The sequence below is a fragment of the Pseudomonas sp. HR1 genome (assembly GCF_030175875.1).
Taxonomy (GTDB): Bacteria; Pseudomonadota; Gammaproteobacteria; order Pseudomonadales; family Pseudomonadaceae; genus Chryseomonas; species Chryseomonas oryzihabitans.
Window position 1 is genome coordinate 212,532 of the sequence record NZ_JASNRF010000003.1, and the last position, 21,260, is coordinate 233,791.

Here is a 21,260-nt window from a genome sequence, read left to right on the forward strand (position 1 = left end):
CTTGGAAATCGTCCTCTATGCCTTCAGCGTCATCTACAGCCCTGGCCCGGTAAACGCCCTGGGCCTCAATGCCGGTCTGCGCGGCCAGGCCCGCCGGGCGCTGGGCTTCTATGCCGGGGTGGGCTGCGCCATGCTGGTGCTCTTTCTGGCGCTGGGCTATGCCGGGGCGGTCGTGGTCTCGGGGGCGCTGCTGCCATGGCTGGCGCTCCTCGGCGGTGGCTATTGCCTGTACCTCGGCTATCGCATCGCCCGGGCCGCGCCGCCGACGGCCGAGGGGGAAGGCGCCGCCACGCGGCTGACCTTTGCCAGCGGCCTGCTGATCCAGGGCCTCAATCCCAAGGCGTGGCTGGCGGTGCTGCCCATCGCCACGGTGATGTTTCCGGCGGCCCAGGTGACCGGGGGCAAGATCGCCCTCTGGTCGCTGCCCCTGGCGCTGTCGGCCTGCGGCGCCCCGGCGAGCTACGCCTTGCTCGGGGCGCTGCTCGGGCGCTACCTGGTGCGGGGACGCGGCTTTCGCGCGGTGAATCGGCTGCTGGGCCTGAGTCTGGTTGGCTGCGCCCTGCTGTTGTTCCACGACGCCTGGCGCGGTCTGCTAGGCTGAGCGCCGGAGGAGTCGCCATGAGCAGCCAGATCGAATTGCCCGGTGCCACGGATTGGGTGAGGCACGCCCCAGCCCATGCCGAGCTGGAGTCCATCGAGGCCTTCTTCAGTGGCCATGCCTTCGACCCCCATCGCCATGCCACCTATGCCATCGGCCGTACCCTGGCCGGTGTGCAGAGCTTTTCCTATCGCGGCGCCCGGACCAACAGCCTGCCCGGCGAGACCATGATCCTGCATCCGGACGAGGTCCATGACGGGCGTGCCGGCGCTGCCGATGGCTTTCGCTATCGCATGGTCTATCTGCCGCCGACCCTGGTGCAGGACATCCTGGGTGGACGGCCCTTGCCCTTCCACCGGGAGGGCGTTTCCCTTGACCCGCGCCTGGCACAGGCCACCGAGGCGGTGTTCGCCGCCCTCGACGCGCAATCCGATGTCCTAGCTCGCGACGACGCCCTCTATGGCCTGGTCGCGACCCTGGCCGAGGTCTGCCAGGCCTGGCCCAGTCGCGGACGGGTGGACTTCGCCGCCGCGCTGCGTGCGCGGGAATACCTGGAGGATCATCTGGACCAGGCGGTCACCCTCGACGACCTGGCCCGTTGCGCCGGTCGGGATCGCTGGAGTCTGACCCGGGATTTCCGTGCCTACTTCGGCACCAGTCCCCATCGCTACCTGACCTTGCGCCGTCTCGACCAGGTACGGCTGCAGGTGCGCCTCGGTCGGGGGCTGGCCGAGGCGGCCGTTGCTGCCGGCTTCTATGACCAGAGTCATATGACGAAACATTTCCGCCAGACCTTCGGCGTGGCGCCGGCGCGCTGGTTTCGCGGGCTGGCGGGAGCACCCGGCGCCACTGTGCTGGCTGGCGTATCCGACCCTTAGCGCCCCAGCGATTGGTGCGGTAGCACACAGCGGCATGCGCCCTTCCCGCAGCGTCGCCAGCGAAACGATCACGGGCGAGGGCAGTCAACCTGTGCGCACTTCATGAACAGGAGCCCTTTTATGACCGGCCAGGGAGAATCCGCCGCTCGTCCCACCTTCAGTCCTCCGGTCTTCTGGACCTCGACCCTGCTGCTACTCGTGCTGGTGCTCTATGCCAGCCTGTTCCAGGCCAACGCCCAGTGGCTGTTCGCCGCCATCCAGGGCTGGATCATCACCAACCTCAGCTGGTTCTACATCCTCGCCGTGGCCATCATCCTCGGCACCGTGGTGTTTCTCGGCATGAGTCGCTATGGCGACATCAAGCTCGGCCCGGACCACAGCGAGCCGGACTACGCCAACACCACCTGGTTCGCCATGCTGTTTTCCGCCGGCATGGGCATCGGTCTTATGTTCTTTGGCGTCGCCGAGCCGGTGATGCACTTTCTCAACCCGCCCTATGCCGATGGCCAGACGGTGGACGCCGCGCGCCAGGCCATGCGCATCACCTTCTTCCACTGGGGCCTGCACGCCTGGTCGATCTATGCCATCGTCGCCCTGATCCTGGCCTACTTCAGCTATCGCCACGGCCTGCCGCTGACCCTGAGATCGGCGCTCTATCCGCTGATCGGCGAGCGCATCCATGGGCCCATCGGCCATGCCGTGGACATCTTCGCCATCATCGGTACGGTGCTGGGCGTCGCCACCTCCCTGGGCTTCGGCGTCTCGCAGATCAACACCGGGCTCAACGTGCTGTTCGGCGTGCCGGTGTCCACCCCGGTGCAGATCGGCCTGATCGTCGTCACCACGGCGCTGGCCACCCTCTCGGTGGTCTCGGGGCTGGACAAGGGCGTCCGGCGGCTGTCGGAGCTCAATCTGGGCCTGGCGGTGCTGCTGATGCTGACCGTGGTCATCCTCGGCCCCACGGTGCTGATCCTGCAGACCTTCGTCGAGAACACCGGGGGCTATCTCAGCGAGATCGTCAGCCGCACCCTCAACCTCAACGCCTATCGACCCACCGACTGGATCGGCGGCTGGACGCTGTTCTACTGGGGCTGGTGGCTGGCCTGGTCGCCCTTCGTCGGGCTGTTCATCGCGCGCATCTCGCGCGGGCGGACCATCCGCGAATTCGTCTCCGGCGTGCTGCTGGTGCCGGCCGGTTTCACCCTGCTGTGGATGACGGTGTTCGGCAACACGGCGATCCACATGATCCTCACCGAGGGCATCACCGATCTGGCCGCCGCGGTATCCCAGGACAGCTCCCTGGCGCTGTTCGCCTTCCTCGAGCACTTCCCCTTCGCCAGCGTGATCTCGCTGATCGCCATCGTCATGGTGGTGGTGTTCTTTGTCACCTCCGCCGATTCCGGCGCCATGGTGGTGGACATGCTGGCCTCCGGCGGTCAGGACCAGACGCCGGTCTGGCAGCGCGTCTTCTGGGGCGCCAGCATGGGGCTGGTGGCCATCGCGCTGCTGCTGGCCGATGGTCTCAAGGCCTTGCAGACCGCCACCATCGCCAGTGCCCTGCCGTTCACCCTCGCCCTGCTGTTCAGCATGCATGGCCTGCTCAAGGCCCTGAAGCTGGACGCCACTAAGCGCGGCCTGCGCCATCAGTCGCTGAGTCTCACCCCGCCCACCAGCCGTACGCCGGGCGGCTGGCAGCGCCGCCTGCGCGGTCTGGCGATGTTTCCGCGGCGCAGCCACGTGGTGCGCTTCATCGGCGAGGTGGCCAAGCCGGCTTGCCTGGCGGTGGCCGAGGAATGGCGCAAGCAGGGCTATGTCTGTGGCGTGGAAGACCGCGAGGATGGCGGGGTGCGGCTGTATGTCGGTCCGGCCGAGCAGCCCGAGTTCGTCTACCAGGTCAGACCCCACGCCTACGCCATGCCCAGTTTCGTCATGGGCAGCGAGCCGGGGGAGGAGCGCAAGTACTTCCGCGCCCAGGTCTATCTGCGTGAAGGTGGTCAGGACCATGACGTCATGGGCTGGTCCCGCGAAGACGTCATCGGCGACATCCTCGACCAGTACGAGCGCCATATGCATTTTCTGCATCTGGTGGGCTGAGAACCTATCCACGATCTGCTGCGCGTCGGCCAAACTGCGTTAAAAACGCCTTCGGAATGCTCATTTACCACTTGTAAACTCCGCTTCCTCAGGCGTTTTTGCCTTGTTTGTCTCTAGCTCGCGAGATCGTGAACAGGTTCTGAAACGAAAGAGCCGGGCGCAGTGCCCGGCTTTTTCATGTCGCGGCGCTCGGGTCACCTCACCCGGAAGCGCCGGACCACCGCGATCAGCTGCTCGTTGGACGATTGCACCGCCGCGGTACTCTCGGCGGTGCGCTGACCGCTGGTGACCAGGTCGTCGACGATATGGCGCACGGCAACCATGTTCTGGTTGATCTCGCCGGCCACCACGCTCTGCTCTTCGGCCGCTGCGGCGATCTGAGTCGAGAGATCGCTGATGCGCACCACCGAACCGCTCATCTCGTCCAGGCCTTCGGTGACCTCGCGGGTGCGCTCGGCAGTGCTCTGGCAACTGGCCTTGGTCATTTCCATGGCCGCGACCGCGGAACTCACCCCCTGCTGCAACCGGTTGAGCATCTCGTTGATCTCGGCGGTGCTCTGCTGGGTACGGCCGGCCAGGGCGCGGACCTCGTCGGCCACCACCGCGAAGCCGCGACCCTGTTCGCCGGCCCGGGCCGCCTCGATGGCCGCGTTGAGCGCCAGCAGGTTGGTCTGACCGGCAATCCCGCCGATCACCCCGAGCACGTCGTTGATGCGCTGGGCATCGCTCTGCATGGCCTGCACCTTGAGGGTGGCGTCTTCCACCTGATCCACCAGGGCCAGCACGCTGGCCGAGGCCTGCTGGACCACCGCGCGGGAACGCTCGGCCTGGCCGTTGGCGGCCTGGGTGAGGGTGGCGGTGTCGCTGGCACTGCGGGCCACGGAGTCGGAGGTGGCGCTCATCTCGGTGATGGCGGTCACCGCCTGGTCGGTCTCGCTGGCATGCCGGGCCAGGATGGCACCGTTCTGCTGGGCCTGGCCGTGCAGTTGCTTGAGACCGGTGTCGATGCGGTCGGTGGCATCGCCCACCTCGCCGATCAGCCGCTGCAGATAGCCGATGAAGCCGTTGACCGCGCCGGCCACCGCATCCACCTCGTCCTGGCCGTGCACCGGGATGCGCCGGGTCAGGTCGGCGTCGCCGGCGGACAGGGATTCGATGTTGCGTTGCAGCAGGCCCAGGCGACCCATCAGCTTGCCGAGCGCCAGCACCATGATGCCTACCAGCAGCAGGACCAGCGGCAGCTGGATCGCCGCCAGGGTCTTGAGGATGCCGGTGTTGGTCGCCGCGATGAGCGAGGTGGGCAGCGCCGTGGCCAGCAGCCAGGGGGTGCCGGCCAGCGGCCGCAGGAAGAAGGTATGCGGCGTACCGTGCTCGTCGACGTAGGTGTCGCGCACCACGGCCTCGCCCTTGAGCTTGCCGAGGTTCTGCTGGATGGCGGCGACGAAGGGTGAGCGGGCGGCATAGGCCGAGACGTTGTTCAGGATCTGCGAATCCCCGAGTTCGCTGAGGTTGCTGAGGATCTTGCCGTCGGCCTCGACGATCATCATGTCGGTGTCGTCGAGTTCCTTGCGCAGGCTGTCCACCAGGGGGTTGAAGAAGCCCAGGGTGAGGTCGATGGTCGAGACGCCAAAGGCCTTGCCGTCGCGCTGGATGGCCATGGCGCAGTTGGTGCGCGGCTCGGCGCTGGCGGCGTCCTTGTAGGCGGCGGCCCAGACGCACTGGCCGGCGGGAGCCTTGAGGCCAGCCTGGAACCAGGGTTGCTCCCAGTAGTTGAGCGACTCGGGGGAGTTCCAGTGGGTGTTGACGATCAGCTTTCCGCCGGCATCGCGGTGATAGAAGGTGCTGAACTTGTCGCGACCCTGCTCGCGCTGGTTGGGCAGCGGCCAGATGCCGCCGCCGAACACCTTGGCATCGCCGTACTGGTCCACCAGGCCGGGCAGCACCCGGTCGATGGCGGCGCTGTCCAGCAGCGGCACGGTCTGGGTGATGGATCGCTGCTGCGCCTGGATCTGGTTGAGTTCGCGATAGATGCGGGTGCCCACCTCGTTGACGCGGGTGAGCACGGCGGATTCACCGGCGGCGACCAGGTCCGGCGTCACCCACAGGCGAATGCCGATGACGGTGGCCGCGAGGGTCGCGCCGATGAAGCCGAGGAAGATCAGGGTGTAGCGGGTCCGAATGGTGTTCAAGGCCATGGTGTCGCTCCTGCGGTTACAGCGTCGTTCACGCTGCGAAAGGCATCCTTGGCGGTGTTCTGAACGAGGATGTCAGAGCCTTATCGGCGTCTGACGTGTGACCTTTAGTCGCAGGAGGCGCGGGATATCGGGACGCGAATCCAGTCGCGCCGTGACCTGGCAGCCGCTTTCCGGTCAGAGGATTGCGCCGTGCGGCGATCAAGGTCGCACGGTGCGGATTTCGCCCTGCCAGACGCCCGCGTGCAGGCGGACGATCACCAGGCAAGGGCCGTCGCCTGGCGCCGCGACCAGGCACCCGCCATCGGCCTGCCAGAAGGCACTGCGACCCACGCAGGCATAGCCGCCGGTGGGCGCGCCGTGATTGGCCAGGAGCACCGGCATGCCCAGGCGTCGGGCATGGCCGGCGAGGCGCGCGCTGTCGGCGGGATAGCCGGTCGGACCTATCACCGCCGAAGCCAGATAGAGATCGGCGCCGCGGGCACGGGCAGCATCGGCATGGGCCTCGTGATTGCTGTCGGCGCAGATGGCCAGGGCGGCCTTCAGCCCGCGCACCTCTAGCAAGTCCCCGCCATCGCCGGACACGAAGGGCGGCGCCTCGCCCGGATGCAGGTACTCCTTGGTATGGACATGGCAGCGGCCATCGGCGCCCAGGATCAGCGCGCCGATCTGCAATCCCGCCACGCCCCGCACGGGCGCTCCGACCACGGCCGTCAGCCCGGCCGCGCGGCAGGCTTCGCGCAGCGGCAGCAGGCGGGCATCGCTGCTTTCCAGCGTCAGCCCTGCCGCCAGGGTCGGCTCATAGCCGGTCAGGGACAGTTCCGGAAACAGCAGGAGCTCCACCCCGACGTCGGCAGCCGCGGCGATGAAATCGAGATGGGTGCGCAGATTGGCGGCGAGGTCGCCGGCGAGCGAAACGGATTGGGCGGCGGCCAGGGTAGGGGTGGGCATCGGGACTCCGGGGAAAGCGGCAGCGCCCGGGAGAGCGGGCCCGGCCATCGCTATGGGGAACGCGTCCAGCAGGGGAGTCAGGCTGGGTTGCCTCCTGGTTATACCGCTATCGCTACCTCTCAGTATTTGGCCGGGAGGCGCCTCGCTATAGTCGGGCCGTCTATCAATTTCAAGAATAACAGGACGGGTCATGGCGATAATCAACTATGTAACGGAGATCCGCTTCGGCGCCGGCTGTGCGGCCGAACTGGCCGACGTCAACGCCCGGCTGGGCTTCCAGCGGCCACTGATCGTCACCGATCGGGGCGTGGTGGCCGCCGGTCTCATCGAGCAACTGGTGGAGCAGAATCCCCTGGCCGCCTACCAGGTGTTCGACGCCACCCCGGCCAATCCCACCGAGGCCGCCACCCGCGAGGGCGTCGCCTGTTTCCGGGATGCGGACTGCGACGGCATCATCGCCGTCGGCGGGGGTTCGCCCATCGACCTGGCCAAGGCCATCGCCGTGTCCGCGCGCCATCCCGGACCGCTGAAGCAGTTCGCCGTCATCGAGGGCGGCCTGACGCGGATCACCGCGGCGACGGTGCCCATCGTGGCCATTCCGACCACGGCCGGCACCGGCAGCGAGGTGGGACGCGGCGCCATCATCATCCTCGACGATGGCCGCAAGGTCGGCATCCTCTCGCCCCATGTCATCCCGCGGGTGGCCATCTGCGATCCGCTGCTGACGCTCAGCCTGCCGCCGCACCTGACCGCCGCCACGGGCATGGACGCGGTGGCCCACTGCATCGAGACCTTTCTCGCGCCCGGCTTCAATCCGCCGGCCGAGGGCATCGCCCTGGACGGCCTGCGCCGGGCCTGGCGCCATCTGGAACTGGCGTTCAACGAGCCCACCAACCTGGAAGCCCGTACCCAGATGCTCAGCGCCTCGCTGCAGGGGGCGCTGGCCTTCCAGAAGGGGCTGGGCTGCGTGCACAGCCTGAGTCACTCACTGGGCGGCATCGATCCGCGGCTGCACCATGGCACCCTCAACGCGGTCCTGCTGCCGGCCGTGGTGGCCTTCAACCGGAGCGCCGAATCGGTGGTCCGCGACGAGAAACTCGAACGCCTCGCCCAGGCCATGGAACTGCCGCCGCAGCTGTCGGTGGAGCAAGCGCTGGCGCACAAGGCCGAAGCCCTGCGGCTGCCGACGGGGCTGGCGCAGATGGGGGTCGACAGGGGGCTCATCCCGCGCATCGTCACCGGCGCCCTGGCCGATCACAGCCACCGGACCAATCCCCGGGAAGCCTCGGCGGAGGACTATGCCGACCTGATCCAGGCCTCGTTCTGAGGCCCCGACTTCCCTAGCGGCAAGCCCTTCCGCTGCAGCGTCATCCGCCATCCTGCCCTGCGCCTCGACTCGTTCCGGGCGGGTAGTGGGCTGCGGATGACCGTCAGCCGTTCTGCAAGACCCTCGCGACAATCACAACAATTAAAGGACGCGAAACATCATGGCCCATCCCAGTACCGCCGCATCCCCGGTGCAATTCGATCCGCTCTATCGCAAGGTGGCCTGGCGCGTGTTGCCGCTGCTGCTGCTTGGTTACATCATCGCCTATCTCGATCGGGTCAACGTCGGCTTCGCCAAGCTCGCCATGCTCAGCGACCTCGGCATATCCGACGCGGCCTATGGCCTGGGCGCCGGCATCTTCTTCATCGGCTACTTCCTCTTCGAGGTCCCCAGCAACCTGATACTGCATCGCGTCGGCGCCAAGCTGTGGATCGCCCGCATCATGATCACCTGGGGCCTGGTCTCGTCGCTGATGGCCTTCACCGGGCCCATCGCCCAGTTGCTGGGCATCAGCCACGAACTGACCTTCTATGGCCTGAGATTCCTGCTCGGCGTCTGCGAGGCGGGCTTCTTTCCCGGAGTCATCCTCTACCTGACCTACTGGTTTCCCGCGGCGCTGCACAGCCGCATGATGGCCATCGTCATCCTCGGCAATCCGGTGTCCTTCATCTTTGGCGGTCCGCTCAGCGGCGCCATCATGTACTACATGGGCAGCAACGGCCTGCTGGCGGGCTGGCAGTGGATGTTCGTCATCGAGGCGGTGCCGGCCGTGGTGGTCGGGGTGGTGGTGCTCTGGCTGCTGGACAACGGCATCCAGGACGCCCGGTGGCTGAACCAGCAGGAAAAGGCCGAACTCACCCGGCGTCTGGCCCTGGAGGCCGCGGAAAAGCCGCGCATCGCCCTCAAGCGGCTGTATGCCCTGCCCATCATCTGGCTGCTCACGGTCATCTACGTCCTGCTGATGCTCGGCAACTACGGCATCAACTTCTGGGTGCCGACCATCATCAAGAACGCCGGGGTGGCTTCGGTCCTGGACATCGGGCTCATCACCGCCATCCCCTATGTGTTCGGCGCGGCGACCATGGTCTGGGTCACCCGCCAGGCCCAGCGCACGGGTAACCAGCGCGCCTATGGCGCCCTGATGTCGGTGCTGGCCGGGATCGGCCTGATCCTCTGCGCGGCCTTTCCCCAGCACCTGCTGCTGATGATCCTCGGTGTCGCCTTCGCCGTGGGTGGCAGCCTGAGCGCCATCGCCCTGTTCTGGGGGCTGCCCGGGGCCTTTCTGCAGGGCGCCGCCGCCGCGGCCGGCATCGCCATCATCAACTCCTTCGGCAATCTCGGCGGCTTCGCCGGGCCCTATCTGCTGGGGTTGCTGACCACGCTGTTCGGCTCGGCGCAGGTCGGGCTGATGCTGCTCGGGGGTTGCCTGCTGGGGTGCGCGGCGCTGATGCTGTGGGTGACCCGCCGGCCCGCGCCGTCGACTACCGGGCTGCTGGCCGAGTAGCCACGCCGCGCCAGCCGCGCCTTTCGAGCGGAAGCGACTATCCTTCGCTGCCGCTATCCCTGTCAGTGAAGAGGACGTCATGGATCTGGTCAGCGAGTTGCACACCATCGTCGGGCGGCGCCATGTCCTGCAGGGCGACGCGGCGACCCGACGCTTCCGCCTGGGCATCCGCTATGGTGGCGGGGCGGTGCTCGCCGTGGTGCGGCCCGGCAGCCTGCTGGAGATGTGGCGCGTGCTGCAGCGCTGCCACAGCGCCGGCACCATCATCATCTGCCAGGCGGCCAACACCGGCCTGACCGGCGGCTCCACCCCGGTGGCCGAGGGCTACGACCGGCCGGTGGTGCTGATCAACACCCTGCGCCTGACCCGCCTGGCCCTGCTGCGCCAGGGCGAGCAGGTGCTGTCCCAGCCGGGTGTGACCCTGAGCCAGCTGGAGACGACGCTGAAACCCCTGGGGCGCGAGCCGCACTCGGTGATCGGCTCGACCTGCATCGGCGCCTCCGTCACCGGTGGCGTCTGCAACAACTCCGGCGGCTCGCTGATCCGCCGCGGACCGGCCTTCACCCAGCTGTCGCTGTTCGCCCGCATCGACGAAGCCGGGCAGCTGCAACTGGTCAACCACCTGGGCCTGGCCTTGGGCGACACCCCCGAGGAGATCCTCAGCCGACTCGACGAGGGCCGCTTCGACGACAGCGTCGTGCAGGATCCGGCCGGGGCCATGGCCTCCGATCGCGAATACGCCCGCCATGTCCGCGACGTGGCCTCGGCCACCCCGGCGCGCTACAACGCCGATCCGCGGCGGCTGTACGAAGCCTCGGGTTCGGCGGGCAAGATCGCCGTGTTCGCCCTGCGCCTGGACACCTTCGCCGCCGATCGCAACACCCGAGTGTTCTACATCGGCTCCAATCGGGCCGCCGATCTGGAAGCCATTCGCCGGCACATCCTGGTCAACTTCGCCCAGCTGCCCATCGCCGGCGAATACATGCACCGCACGGCCTACGAACTCAGTCGTACCTACGGCAAGGACCTGTTCCTGTTCATCCAGCGCTGTGGTGCGCAACGGGTGCCCCAGGCCTTTGCCTGGAAGACCCGCTTCGATGCCCTGAGCGAACGCCTGGGCCTGGGTGCCCAGCTTGGCGATCGCCTGCTGCAACGTCTGGCGGCGCCCTTGCCGGAGCACCTGCCGGCGCGCCTCAACGCCTTTGCCTCGCGCTTCGAGCATCATCTGCTGCTGAAGATGGGCGAAGACGGCATCGACGAGGCCCGCGCCTATCTGCAGTCCTGGCTGCCCAGCGCCGACGCGGACTTCATCGAGTGCGACGCGGAGGAGGGCAACGCCGCCTTCCTCAATCGCTTCGCGGTCGGCAATGCCATGAATCGCTACCGGGCGGTGCACCGGGACACCGTGGAGGACATCCTCGCCCTGGACATCGCCCTGCCGCGCAACATCCAGGACTGGTTCGAGACCCTGCCGCCGGAGCTGGCGGAGCAGATCGAGGTGACCATGTATTGCGGGCACTTCTTCTGCCACGTGCTGCACCAGGAATACCTGGTGAAGAAGGGCCGGGACTGCGCGGCGCTCAAGCGTCGCCTGCTGGCCCTGCTGGAGGCCCGCGGCGCCCGTTATCCCGCCGAGCACAATGTCGGTCACCTCTACGCCGCGGCGCCGGAACTGGAGCGGCACTATCGCCAGCTCGATCCGACCAACGCCTTCAATCCGGGCATCGGGCAGCTGACGCGGCGCCATCGCTGGCAGGAGGACTGCTGCGCCACGCATGCCGGCGATGCCATCGCCGCGGTGGCGAAGGCGGCCCGGGCGGAGGCCGCGGAGACGAGTCGCACGTCCTGAGCTGCGGGACGGCTCAGTCTTCCCGCTGGATGGCGTAGAGCGATTCCACCAGCAGCGCGAACGCCGGATTCTGCTGGGCGCTGCGCCGCGAGACCAGCTCATAGGGCTCGCTGTGCGACCTCAGCTCCAGCGGCAGGCGGCTGACCAGGCCATGCTGGCAGACATAGTCCGCCACCTCGACCGACACCAGGGCCACCAGCCGGGGATTGCGGCTCAACAGCGAAAGGGTGGTCAGCGCCGAGGTGGTCTCGATCAGGTGCAGCGGAAAAGGCAGCTGCGCCTCGAAGAATTCGTGTTCCAGGGTGCGTCTCATGGGCATGTTGGCTCGATAGACCACCCAGCGACTGTCCGAGAGATCCCGCAACTCGACCCGCTCTCGCTGGGCGGCCGGATGGGCGGCGTGGGCGATGACCGCCAGGGACTCGTCCTTGATGACCAGGGCGTCGTAGCTTTCCGGCCGCTCGCTGACCGACAGGCGACAGATGGCCGCGTCCAGCCGCCCCTGGTCGATCAGGCCGAGCAGGGTCGTGCTGGTGTCTTCCACCACCTCGATGGACAGCCGTGACTGCAACTCCAGCAGCCGCGAGATGGCATGGGTGAGCAGGGGCACGGCGCCCATGATGGTGCCTATGGCCAGCTTGCCGCCGGAGCCGCTGGCGATGGCGTGGAGTTCGAGGCGCAGATTGTCCAGGTCGGCCTGAATCAGCCGGGCGAAGCGAATAGCGCAGGTGCCCGCCGGGGTCGGCAGCAGGCCGCGATTGGTGCGCAGGAACAACTCGACTCCCAGGGCGGACTCCAGCTCCTTGAGCGCCTTGCTGGCGCCCGGCTGGGTGAGCCCCAGGCCTTCCGCGGCATTGAGCAGCGAACCCTTTTCCGCCAGGGCGATGAGCAGGCGCAGCTGCTTGGCGTGCAGGCGCGACATGATGGCGTTGAGGCTGGCGAGCTGCTTCATTGACCGACCGTTATACCGCGGTTGCTTATGGTTGATCCCGAGGGCTCTAGCCTAGAGCAAGTCGTTGCCCGCGTATAACAGGCTGTAATAAATGCCGGGGCTTGATCGGCCGCGAGCCTGCCGCTACGAGGTGTGGTTCGATTCGTTGGGCTTCGGCGATGGAGTCGCCTCAATCCAACCTACGGGTCCTGCAGGTTGGGTTGAGCGCCAGCGAAGCCCAACGGGTCGGACTCAGGGCGCGCATCCTGTCCCTCACCCCAACCCTCTCCCGGAGGGAGAGGGGGCGGCTGGGGCATGAAGGGATGCGGCGGCATCAAGGTGCAGGATTTTTACCCCCTCTCCCCTTGGGAGAGGGTTGGGGTGAGGGCCCGCAGGAAGGCAAGGCGTCATCGAGCTGCGCGCTTTTACCCCCTCTCCCTTTGGGAGAGGGCTGGGGTGAGGGCTGAAACCCTAGAGCAGCGTGAAACTCCCCTCGCGCACCCGCTCCGAATCCAGGCCGACCATCACCTTGAACTCGCCCGGCTCCGAGACCAGCTTGAGGTCGTTGTTGTAGAAGCGCAGGTCCGCCTCGGTAATGGGGAAGTCCAGCTCGCGACTCTCGCCCGGTTGCAGCATCACCTTCTGGAAGCCCTTGAGCTCCTTGACCGGTCGCGCCAGGGAGGCGGTCACGTCGTGCAGATAGAGCTGCACCACGGTGGCGCCGGCGCGGCTGCCGGTGTTCTTGACCGTGACCCTGGCGGTCAGGGTGTCGCCCTTCTTCAGGGTGGCGCTGGACAGCTGCGGCGCCGAGACCTCGAAGGAGGTGTAGCTCAGGCCGTAGCCGAAGGGGTAGAGCGGACCGTTGACGATGTCGAAGTAGCGCGAGGTGTACTTGTTCGGCTTGGCCGCATCGAAGGGGCGACCGCTGCTCAGGTGGTTGTAGTACAGCGGCACCTGGCCCACTTCCCGGGGAAAGGTCATGGTCAGCTTGCCGGAGGGGTTGTGGTCGCCGAACAGCACATCGGCCACGGCGTTGCCGCCTTCGGTGCCGGGGAACCAGGCTTCCAGCAGGGCGTTGGCCTGTTCCTGCTCCCATTCCAGCGCCAGCGGGCGGCCGTTCATCAGCACCAGCACCAGCGGCTTGCCGGTGGCCTTGAGTGCCTTGATCAGCTCGCGCTGGGTATCGGGCACGCTGATGCGGGCGCGGCTAGAGGCCTCGTGGGCCATGCCCTGGGACTCGCCGACCACGGCCACCACCACCTCGGCCTGGCGCGCGGTGGCCACGGCTTCGGCGATCAGTTCGCTGGCGCTGCGCGGATCCACGGCGACCGCCGGTTCGTAGGAGTTGAGGTAGGCCAGCACATCGCGGTCGTCCAGCAGGTTGGCGCCCTTGGCATAGAGCACCTTGCCCTGACCGGCCACGGCGTTCTCCAGGCCGCGGCGGATGGAGACGGCCTGGGCGGCCACGCCGGCGGCGGACCAGTTGCCCATGACGTCGCGCGGACTGTCGGCCAGCGGGCCGACCACCGCCAGGGTGGCGCCCTTGCGCAGTGGCAGCACGGCCTTTTCGTTCTTCAGCAGCACCAGGCTCTCGCGGGCCACCTGACGCGCCTCGGCGCGGTGCAGCCGCGATTCGGCATTGGTGTCGGCCGGATCCTGGCCCTGCAGGCGGCGATAGGGATCGTCGAACAGGCCCATGCGGTACTTGGTCAAGAGCATGTCGCGCACGGCCTGGTCGATCTCGGCCTGGGTCACCTTGCCGGCGGCCAGCAGGGCGGGCAGCTGCTTGCCGTAGACGTCGTCGTGCATGTTCAGCTCGACGCCGGCCTTGAGCGCCTGTTCGGCGGCGTCGCGGGTGTCCTTGGCCACCCCGTGCAGCACCAGCTCGTTGATGGCGCCGTGGTCGCTGATCAGCAGGCCCTGGTAGTTCCAGTCTTTGCGCAGCAGGTCCTGCAGCAGCCAGCGATTGGCCGTGGCCGGGACGCCGTTGATGCTGTTGAGCGCCACCATCACCGCCCCGGCACCGGCCTCGGCGGCGGCGCGATAGGGCGGCAGGTAGTCCTGCATGAGTCGCTGCGGACTCATGTCGACGTTGCTGTAGTCACGGCCGGCTTCCACGGCGCCGTAGCCACCGAAGTGCTTGATGCTGGCCATGAGGCTGTCGGGGGCGCGCAGGTCCCTGCCCTGGTAGGCGTGCACCAGGGTGGCGCCGATGCGCGAGGTCAGCCAGGTGTCTTCGCCAAAGGTTTCCGAGGCACGGCCCCAGCGCGGCTCGCGGGTGACGTCGACGGTGGGGGAAAAGGTCAGGTTGAGGCCATCGGCCGCCGCTTCCAGGGCGGAGATGCGCCCGCTGGTGGCGATGGCGTCGAGATTCCAGGTGCTGGCCAGGCCCAGGTTGATGGGGAAGATGGTGCGCATGCCGTGGATGACGTCATAGGCATAGAACAGCGGGATCTTCAGCCGGCTGTGGGCGACCTGGTCCTGCATCTGGCGGATATCGGGGCGGGTCACGGTGTTGAACATGGCGCCCACCTTGCCGGCGCGGATGTCCGCCATGATGGCTTCCTTGGGATAGTCCGGCCCGACGCTCACCAGATTGAGCTGGCCGATCTTTTCCTCCAGGGTCATCTTCGCCAGCAGGGCGTCGACGTAGGCGCGTGCCGGATCCCTGTCCTGCGCCGGGGCGAGGGTGGCGCTGACCGCCAGTCCCAGGCCGAGCATGAGTGCGGTGAGGCGTGGTGCGTTCAACATCGTCCCCCAATTCCCTGTGCGTACTTTCTCGTTGTTCTTGGGCACCCTTGTGCCGAGGGGATTGTACAACCGCGACGCCGGGAAGCGGAGCCGTTGACGGCCGGCGGGCGAGCCGGTCGTCAGGGGCCTGGGAGAGGGGGGCGAAGATCTAGAAACGCGGCTTGCGGGTTTCCCAGTCCGGCTGGTACTTGCGCATCTGGCGCACGTCGTCGCGGCTGCGGATGTCGATGGCGAGGAACTGCTCGTGCAGCTTGGCGAGCTGATCCTGGTCCAGCTCCACGCCCAGGCCGGGCGCATCGGTGATCGCCACGCAGCCATTGCGGATCGGCAGCTTGCCGCCCCGGATGACCTCTTCGTCCTCTTCCTGCCAGGGATAGTGGGTGTCGCAGGCATAGGCCAGGTTGGGCACCGCGGCGGCCACGTGGGTCATGGCCATGAGGCTGATGCCCAGGTGCGAGTTGGAGTGCATGGAGACGCCCAGGCCAAAGGTGTCGCACAGCCGCGCGAGGATCTGGGTGTCCCGGAGGCCGCCCCAGTAGTGGTGGTCGGCGAGCACGATCTGCACGCTGTTCTGGGCCACGCTGCGGCGGAATTCGTCGAAATCGGTGACCACCATGTTGGTGGCCAGGGGTATGCCGGTGCGCCGATGCAGTTCGGCCATGCCGTCCAGGCCCGGGGTCGGATCCTCGTAGTACTGCAGGTCGTCCTTCAGCACCTCGGCGATGCGCAGCGACGTTTCCAGCGACCAGTTGCCGTTGGGGTCGATGCGCAGCGGCGCCTGCGGGAAGGCCTGGCGCAGGGCCTTGATGCAGGCCGCCTCGTGATCCGGACCGAGCAGGGTGCCCGCCTTGAGCTTGATGCTCTGGAAGCCGTTCTCCTCGATCATCCGCGCCGCCTGGGCCACCACCTGCTCCGGGCTGATGGCCTCGCCCCAGCGATCGGGCGGGTAGGGCGCATCGATATGCTCGGCGTACTTCAAGAACAGATAGGCGCTGAAGGGCACCTCGCGGCGCACCGCACCGCCCAGCAATTCGACCAGGGGAATGCCCAGGGAGCGCGCCTGCAGATCGAGGAAGGCCACCTCGAAGGCGGAATAGGCGTTGGCTACCTGCTTGCTCGGATGGGAGCCGGGCGCCAGTTCGGCACCGGCCACCACGCCGCCGGCGAGGCCGGCGACGGTCTCCACCACCCGGGCGCGCAGGCCGTTGAGGTCCCAGGCGGAGAGGCCGACCAGGCTGCTTTCCATGGCCTTCAACACCGCCAGCACCGGGGCGTCGCCATAGCTCTCGCCGAGGCCGATGTGGCCGTTGTCGCCTTCCACCTCGATGATGGATCTCAGCGCATAGGGTTCGTGGATGCCGCTGGCGTTGAGCAGCGGGGCATCGCGAAAGGCGATGGGGGTGACGGTGATCCGTTTGATCTTCACGCTCAGACTCCTGGACTTGTAGTTGTGGTGGTCTTTGTCAGTCATCGTATGACTACTGATCGGGATCTTCAACCGAAAGAAGTGCCATGACCCCGGCGGGATGACCGCATATCGCATCGGGGTTGCCCGCTCCGGTCGGGGCTGGATAAATAGCCAGCCGCCACCCTATTCGCACCTTTCGCATGAAAGCTCCGCTCGAAGATCCCCTCTACTATCTGCACAACTTCCAGCGGGTACTGGACTGGGTCGCCCTGCGCTATCCCGATCTGCTCGACGACCGCGAGCAGGCCTTCATCACCGCCTTCGCCGAGCTGCCGCAGCCCTCGCGGGCTCTGCTGGTGCGCCTGGTGATGCGCAAGGGCGAGGTGTTCCGTGCCAGCAAGCTGGTGTATGGCGAGATCGGCTGCCCCCGCGCCGCGGCGAGTCCGCTGGTGGAGCTCGGCTGGCTGCTGGCCGATCCGGAATTGCACCTGATCGAACTCTTCGCCCTGCTGCGCAAGGAAGAGCTGCTCGGCTGCTTTGGCAATCGCCTACCCAAGGCCGGGCGCAAGGAAGACTGGCTGGCGCGGCTGGAGGCCGAGCAGGCCACGCCCCTGGCCTTCAGCGGCTGGACCGGCAGCGTGCCCGAGCTGGTGGCGGAGGGCGTCTGGCGGCTGACGCTGATGGACCTCTGCGATCGCCTGCGTCTGCTGTTCTTTGGCAACCTGCACCAGGACTGGACCGACTTCGTGCTGGCCGATCTGGGTATCTTCCAGTACGAGACGGTGGCCTTCAGCGCCGAATCCCGCGCCTTCGGCCAGCGCCACGAGGTGGACGCCTACCTCCACATCCAGCGCTGCCGCCAGGCGCTGCGCGATGGGCTGCCGGCCGCCGAGCTGCTGCCGCTGCTGCCCGCCGAACGCTTCGCCAACACCTGGCTGGAATTGCGCCGTGGCAAGTTGCTGCATGAACTGGCGCAGCACCACGAACGCCTCGGCGAGCTGGCCCAGGCCCAGGCGCTCTATGCCGCCTCGGCGCACCCCGAATCGCGCATCCGCGCCCTGCGCATGCTCGAACGGCTGGAGGACTGGCCCGCCGCCCAGGCGCTGGCGGAAGCCATCGTCGCCGCCCCGGCCCATGACGCCGAACGCCAGCAGGTGGCGCGCATCCTGCCGCGGCTGGTGCGCAAGCAGGGCGGCCCGCCCAACAGGCGCCGTCCGGCCAGCCCGGTGGAGCGCCTCGACTTCGAACTGGTCAACGACGGCCTGCGCCGGGTCGAGTGGCTGGTGCGCGAGCACCTGGGTTGCGACGAGGCGCCGGTGCACTACGTGGAAAACACCCTGCTCACCAGCCTGTTCGGGCTGCTGTGCTGGGACGCCATCTTCCTCGCCATCCCCGGCGCCTTCTTCCACCCCTATCAGCGCGAACCGGCCGACCTGCGTCTGCCGGGCTTTCGCGAGCGGCGGGCCGAGGCCTTCGCCGCCTGCCTGGCGCGCCTGGACGACGGCTCCTATCCCGCGGTGATCCGCGAGCGCTTCGCCAGCAAGCGCGGCCTGGCATCGCCCTTCGTCGCCTGGGGCATCCTCGGCAGCGAACTGCTGGACCAGGCCCTTGCCTGCCTGCCGGCGCGGCACCTGCGGCTGTGCTTCGAACGGCTGCTGGAGGATCCGGAAAACAACCGCACCGGCTTGCCGGATCTGATCCAGTTCTGGCCGGCGGAAGGCCGCTACCGGATGATCGAGGTCAAGGGCCCGGGCGACCGTCTGCAGGACAACCAGCGCCGCTGGCTGGACTTCTTCGCTGCCCATGACATCCCGGTCAGCGTCTGCCACGTGCAGTGGCAGGTGGCCGCGACCTCCGCATGAGCTATCGCATCGCCGTTCGCGCCCTCTGCGAATTCACCGCCAAGGCCGGCGATCTGGATCTCAGATTCACCCCGTCGCCCACCGCCCTGGAAGGCATCGAGGGCCACCAGCGGGTAGCCGCCCGGCGCGGCCCCGGCTATGAGCGCGAGGTCAGTCTGCAGGGCGACTTCGAAGACCTGCAGGTGCGCGGCCGTGCCGACGGCTTCGACGCCGCAGCCCAGCGCCTGGAAGAGATCAAGACCCACAGGGGCAGTCTGGAGCGCCAGCCGGGCAACCACCGCCACCTGCACTGGGCCCAGGCCAAGGTCTATGGCCATCTGCTCTGCCAGAGCCGCGAGCTGCCTGAGCTGACCCTGGCGCTGGTCTATTTCGACATCGGCACGGGTGCCGAGACCGTCTTCACCGAGCAGTGGACGGCGGCGGACCTGGCCGCGCATTTCGAACTCCAGTGTTCGCGCTTTCTCGCCTGGGCGCGCCAGGAGCTGGCCCATCGCGCCACGCGGGATGCGGCGCTGGCGACCCTGGCCTTTCCCCATCCCGACTTTCGCCACGGCCAGCGGCCCCTGGCGGAAGCCGTCTACAAGGCCGCCAGCGTCGGCTGCTGCCTGCTGGCCCAGGCGCCTACCGGCATCGGCAAGACGGTGGGCACCCTGTTCCCGCTGCTCAAGGCCATGCCGCGGCAGAACCTGGACCGACTGTTCTTCCTCGCCGCCAAGACCCCTGGCCGCGCCCTGGCCCTGCATGGCCTGGAGTCCCTGGCCGCGCCGGTGCGGGTGCTGGAACTGGTGGCGCGGGACAAGGCCTGCGAGCACCCGGAACTGGCCTGCCACGGCGAGTCCTGCCCGCTGGCGCGGGGGTTCTACGACCGCCTGCCGGCCGCCCGCGCCGCCGCCCTGGCCGAGCCCACCCAGCTGACCCGGGCGCGGGTGCGGGAAACCGCCCTGGCCCACGAGGTCTGCCCCTATTACTTGGCCCAGGAACTGGCGCGCTGGAGCGACGTGGTGGTGGGCGACTACAACTACTACTTCGACGGCAGCGCCATGCTCCACGCCCTGGCCCAGACCCAGGAGTGGCGGGTCGGGGTGCTGGTGGACGAGGCCCACAACCTACTCGACCGCGCCCGCGGCATGTACAGCGCCAGCCTCGACCAGCGTCGCCTGGCCGCCGGCAAGGCCGTGGCGCCCCCGGCCATCGCCAAAGGCCTGCAGGCGCTCAATCGCGAGTGGAATCGCCTGCACAAGGAGCAGCAGGTCGACTACCAGGTACAGCCGGAATTGCCCGCCGCCTTCCTGACCGCCCTGCAACGGGTGGTGGGTCTGCTCACCGAGCACTTCGGCGAATCAGGGCAGCCGCCGGCGCCGGAGTTGCAGACGCTGTTCTTCGACCTGTTGCAGTTCATGCGCCTGGGCGAGACCTTCGGCGATCACTCGCTGTTCGATGTCACCCTGCTCAAGGGTCGCGGCAAGACGCAGTCGCAACTCAACCTGCGCAACCTGGTGCCGGCGCCCTTCGTCGGTCCGCGGCTGGCGGCGGCGCACAGCTGCACCCTGTTCTCCGCCACTCTGATTCCCCAGCATTTCCACCGCGACCTGCTCGGGGTCCCGGCCGGCAGCGCCTGGGTCGACGTCGCCTCGCCCTTCGCCGCCGAGCAGCTGGAGGTGCGCCTGGTGCGGCTGTCCACCCGCTACGCCGACCGCGCCGCCTCCCGCGCGCCCATCGCCGCCCTGATCGCCAGTCGCTATCTCCAGCGCCCGGGCAACTACCTGGCCTTCTTCAGCAGCTTCGACTACCTCGACCAGGTGGCCGAGGCGCTGGCCGAGCTGGCGCCCGACGTGCCCCAGTGGCGCCAGTCCCGCGGCATGGACGAAGCCGCCCGCCAGGCGTTTCTCGAGCGTTTCCAGGCCGACGGCCGCGGCATCGGCTTCGCCGTGCTCGGCGGCAGCTTTGGCGAGGGCATCGACCTGCCCGGCGACCGCCTGATCGGCGCCTTCGTCGCCACCCTGGGCCTGCCCCAGCTCAATCCGGTCAACGAACAGCTGCGCCAGCGCCTGCAGCGGCGCTTCGGCGACGGCTATCGCTATGCCTATCTCTATCCGGGCCTGCAAAAGGTCATCCAGGCCGCCGGCCGGGTGATCCGCACCGTGCAGGACCGCGGCTGCCTCTATCTCATCGACGACAGATTCACCCAGCCCGAGGTCAAGGCGCTGCTGCCGACCTGGTGGCAGGTGGAGGAGGGCGCGGTGCCCACGGGCGAACCAGCGCCGGCTTGAAGACTATCGCGGCCATGGGCCGCTCCTACGATTACATCGGGACTGTAGGAGCCACTGTCTTAGCCGTTATAGGGGTGCACCAGGTGTAGAGCCGTAGCGTGGAAAACGGCGCAGCCTTTTCCACTGGGGACTTCGTGGCGAGGACGCCCTCACCCCAACGCTCTCCCGAGGGGAGAGGGAGCCATCCGCGCAGGCGGTCATCTCCATCATCGAGCCGTAGGAGCGGCCCATGGCCGCGATCACCGTCCAGCCGTTGCTTAGGCCTCCGGCGTCTCCTCGCAAAACCTCAGCCTGTTACCGAAGGGGTCGGCGATCTCCATCACCAGGCCCCAGGGCAATTCCTCGATCCCCGGGCGGGCGAAGCCGTAGTCCCTGGCCAGCAATTCGGCCTGGAAGGCGCGGATGCCGGTCAGGCGGACGAAGACCGTCGAGCCGGGGCAGGCATCGCCGTGGTGGCCGGAGAGGTGCAGGCGCAGGCCGGCGCGCTCGACTTCCGCGTACAGCGGCAGCCCCGGTTCGAAGCGGTGTTCCCAGACCAGGCGGAAACCCAGGAAGTGGCAGTAGAATTCACGTGCCTTTTCGTCATCGAAGATGCGCAGGATGGGGCTGGGTTGCCCGAAGGCGATGGCGGCAGCGGCCATGAGG

General features: G+C 67.8%; 14 protein-coding genes and 1 pseudogene. 8 read left to right on the forward strand and 7 right to left on the reverse strand.

The features are described from left to right. Nucleotide 1: 1 nt before the first annotated feature. From QKY98_RS12420 to QKY98_RS12430, 3 genes are all read left to right on the forward strand, one after another. Nucleotides 2–601, forward strand: coding sequence for a LysE family translocator (locus tag QKY98_RS12420; RefSeq protein WP_044341430.1), 600 nt, complete (start codon nt 2–4; stop codon nt 599–601). Nucleotides 602–618: 17 nt separating this feature from the next. Then, nucleotides 619–1,476 (forward strand): AraC family transcriptional regulator, encoded by an 858-nt coding sequence (locus QKY98_RS12425; protein ID WP_150338242.1) that lies wholly within the window; start codon nt 619–621, stop codon nt 1,474–1,476. Nucleotides 1,477–1,596: 120 nt separating this feature from the next. Next, nucleotides 1,597–3,570 carry a BCCT family transporter gene (locus tag QKY98_RS12430; RefSeq protein WP_027602507.1) on the forward strand — a complete coding sequence of 658 codons (1,974 nt, stop codon included), beginning with the start codon at nt 1,597–1,599 and terminating at the stop codon, nt 3,568–3,570. A 194-nt stretch (nt 3,571–3,764) separates the two neighbouring features. On the opposite strand, the gene QKY98_RS23985 is transcribed toward QKY98_RS12430, so the two are convergent. The 3 genes and pseudogenes from QKY98_RS23985 to QKY98_RS12440 all read right to left on the reverse strand — a co-directional run bounded on the left by QKY98_RS23985 (nt 3,765) and on the right by QKY98_RS12440 (nt 6,713). Then, nucleotides 3,765–4,472 carry a methyl-accepting chemotaxis protein gene (locus QKY98_RS23985; protein WP_371099745.1) on the reverse strand — a complete coding sequence of 236 codons (708 nt, stop codon included), beginning with the start codon at nt 4,470–4,472 and terminating at the stop codon, nt 3,765–3,767. 153 nt (nt 4,473–4,625) lie between these two features. Continuing rightward, nucleotides 4,626–5,765 (reverse strand): annotated as a pseudogene (locus QKY98_RS23990) (cache domain-containing protein); the annotation flags it as partial. Between the two features lie 198 nt (nt 5,766–5,963). Continuing rightward, a complete protein-coding gene (locus QKY98_RS12440; protein ID WP_284670999.1) occupies nt 5,964–6,713 on the reverse strand; it encodes a carbon-nitrogen hydrolase family protein in 750 nt (249 codons plus the stop codon). 190 nt (nt 6,714–6,903) lie between these two features. Here QKY98_RS12440 and gbd point away from each other — a divergent pair, with 190 nt between their 5' ends. The 3 genes from gbd (at nt 6,904) to dld (ending at nt 11,393) form a co-directional block, all read left to right on the forward strand. Further along, nucleotides 6,904–8,040: a 4-hydroxybutyrate dehydrogenase gene (gene gbd / locus QKY98_RS12445; RefSeq protein ID WP_284671000.1), complete on the forward strand. Its 1,137-nt coding sequence runs from the start codon at nt 6,904–6,906 to the stop codon at nt 8,038–8,040. A gap of 160 nt (nt 8,041–8,200) precedes the next feature. Further along, nucleotides 8,201–9,544, forward strand: a complete 1,344-nt coding sequence (locus QKY98_RS12450; RefSeq protein WP_284671001.1) for an MFS transporter — start codon at nt 8,201–8,203, stop codon at nt 9,542–9,544. Between the two features lie 79 nt (nt 9,545–9,623). After that, nucleotides 9,624–11,393: a D-lactate dehydrogenase gene (dld, locus tag QKY98_RS12455; RefSeq protein WP_284671002.1), complete on the forward strand. Its 1,770-nt coding sequence runs from the start codon at nt 9,624–9,626 to the stop codon at nt 11,391–11,393. Between the two features lie 13 nt (nt 11,394–11,406). Here dld and QKY98_RS12460 read toward each other — a convergent pair whose 3' ends face one another. From QKY98_RS12460 to QKY98_RS12470, 3 genes are all read right to left on the reverse strand, one after another. After that, the gene (locus QKY98_RS12460) at nt 11,407–12,345 is read right to left on the reverse strand and encodes a LysR family transcriptional regulator (RefSeq protein WP_284671003.1); all 939 of its coding nucleotides are present in this window, start codon (nt 12,343–12,345) and stop codon (nt 11,407–11,409) included. A gap of 450 nt (nt 12,346–12,795) precedes the next feature. Further along, a complete protein-coding gene (gene bglX, locus QKY98_RS12465; RefSeq protein ID WP_027602513.1) occupies nt 12,796–15,075 on the reverse strand; it encodes a beta-glucosidase BglX in 2,280 nt (759 codons plus the stop codon). Nucleotides 15,076–15,223: 148 nt separating this feature from the next. Then, nucleotides 15,224–16,501 carry a glucarate dehydratase family protein gene (locus QKY98_RS12470; protein ID WP_027597154.1) on the reverse strand — a complete coding sequence of 426 codons (1,278 nt, stop codon included), beginning with the start codon at nt 16,499–16,501 and terminating at the stop codon, nt 15,224–15,226. Nucleotides 16,502–16,683: 182 nt separating this feature from the next. Here QKY98_RS12470 and QKY98_RS12475 point away from each other — a divergent pair, with 182 nt between their 5' ends. Together QKY98_RS12475 and QKY98_RS12480 are read left to right on the forward strand one after the other, a co-directional pair. After that, nucleotides 16,684–18,345, forward strand: coding sequence for a VRR-NUC domain-containing protein (locus tag QKY98_RS12475; protein ID WP_169854018.1), 1,662 nt, complete (start codon nt 16,684–16,686; stop codon nt 18,343–18,345). Continuing rightward, nucleotides 18,342–20,615, forward strand: a complete 2,274-nt coding sequence (locus QKY98_RS12480) for an ATP-dependent DNA helicase (RefSeq protein ID WP_284671004.1) — start codon at nt 18,342–18,344, stop codon at nt 20,613–20,615. Before QKY98_RS12475 ends, QKY98_RS12480 begins: the two co-directional genes overlap by 4 nt. A gap of 257 nt (nt 20,616–20,872) precedes the next feature. On the opposite strand, the gene QKY98_RS12485 is transcribed toward QKY98_RS12480, so the two are convergent. Then, entirely contained in the window at nt 20,873–21,256 is a 384-nt protein-coding gene (locus QKY98_RS12485) for a glyoxalase superfamily protein (protein ID WP_145249604.1), read from the reverse strand. Nucleotides 21,257–21,260 lie beyond the last annotated feature (4 nt).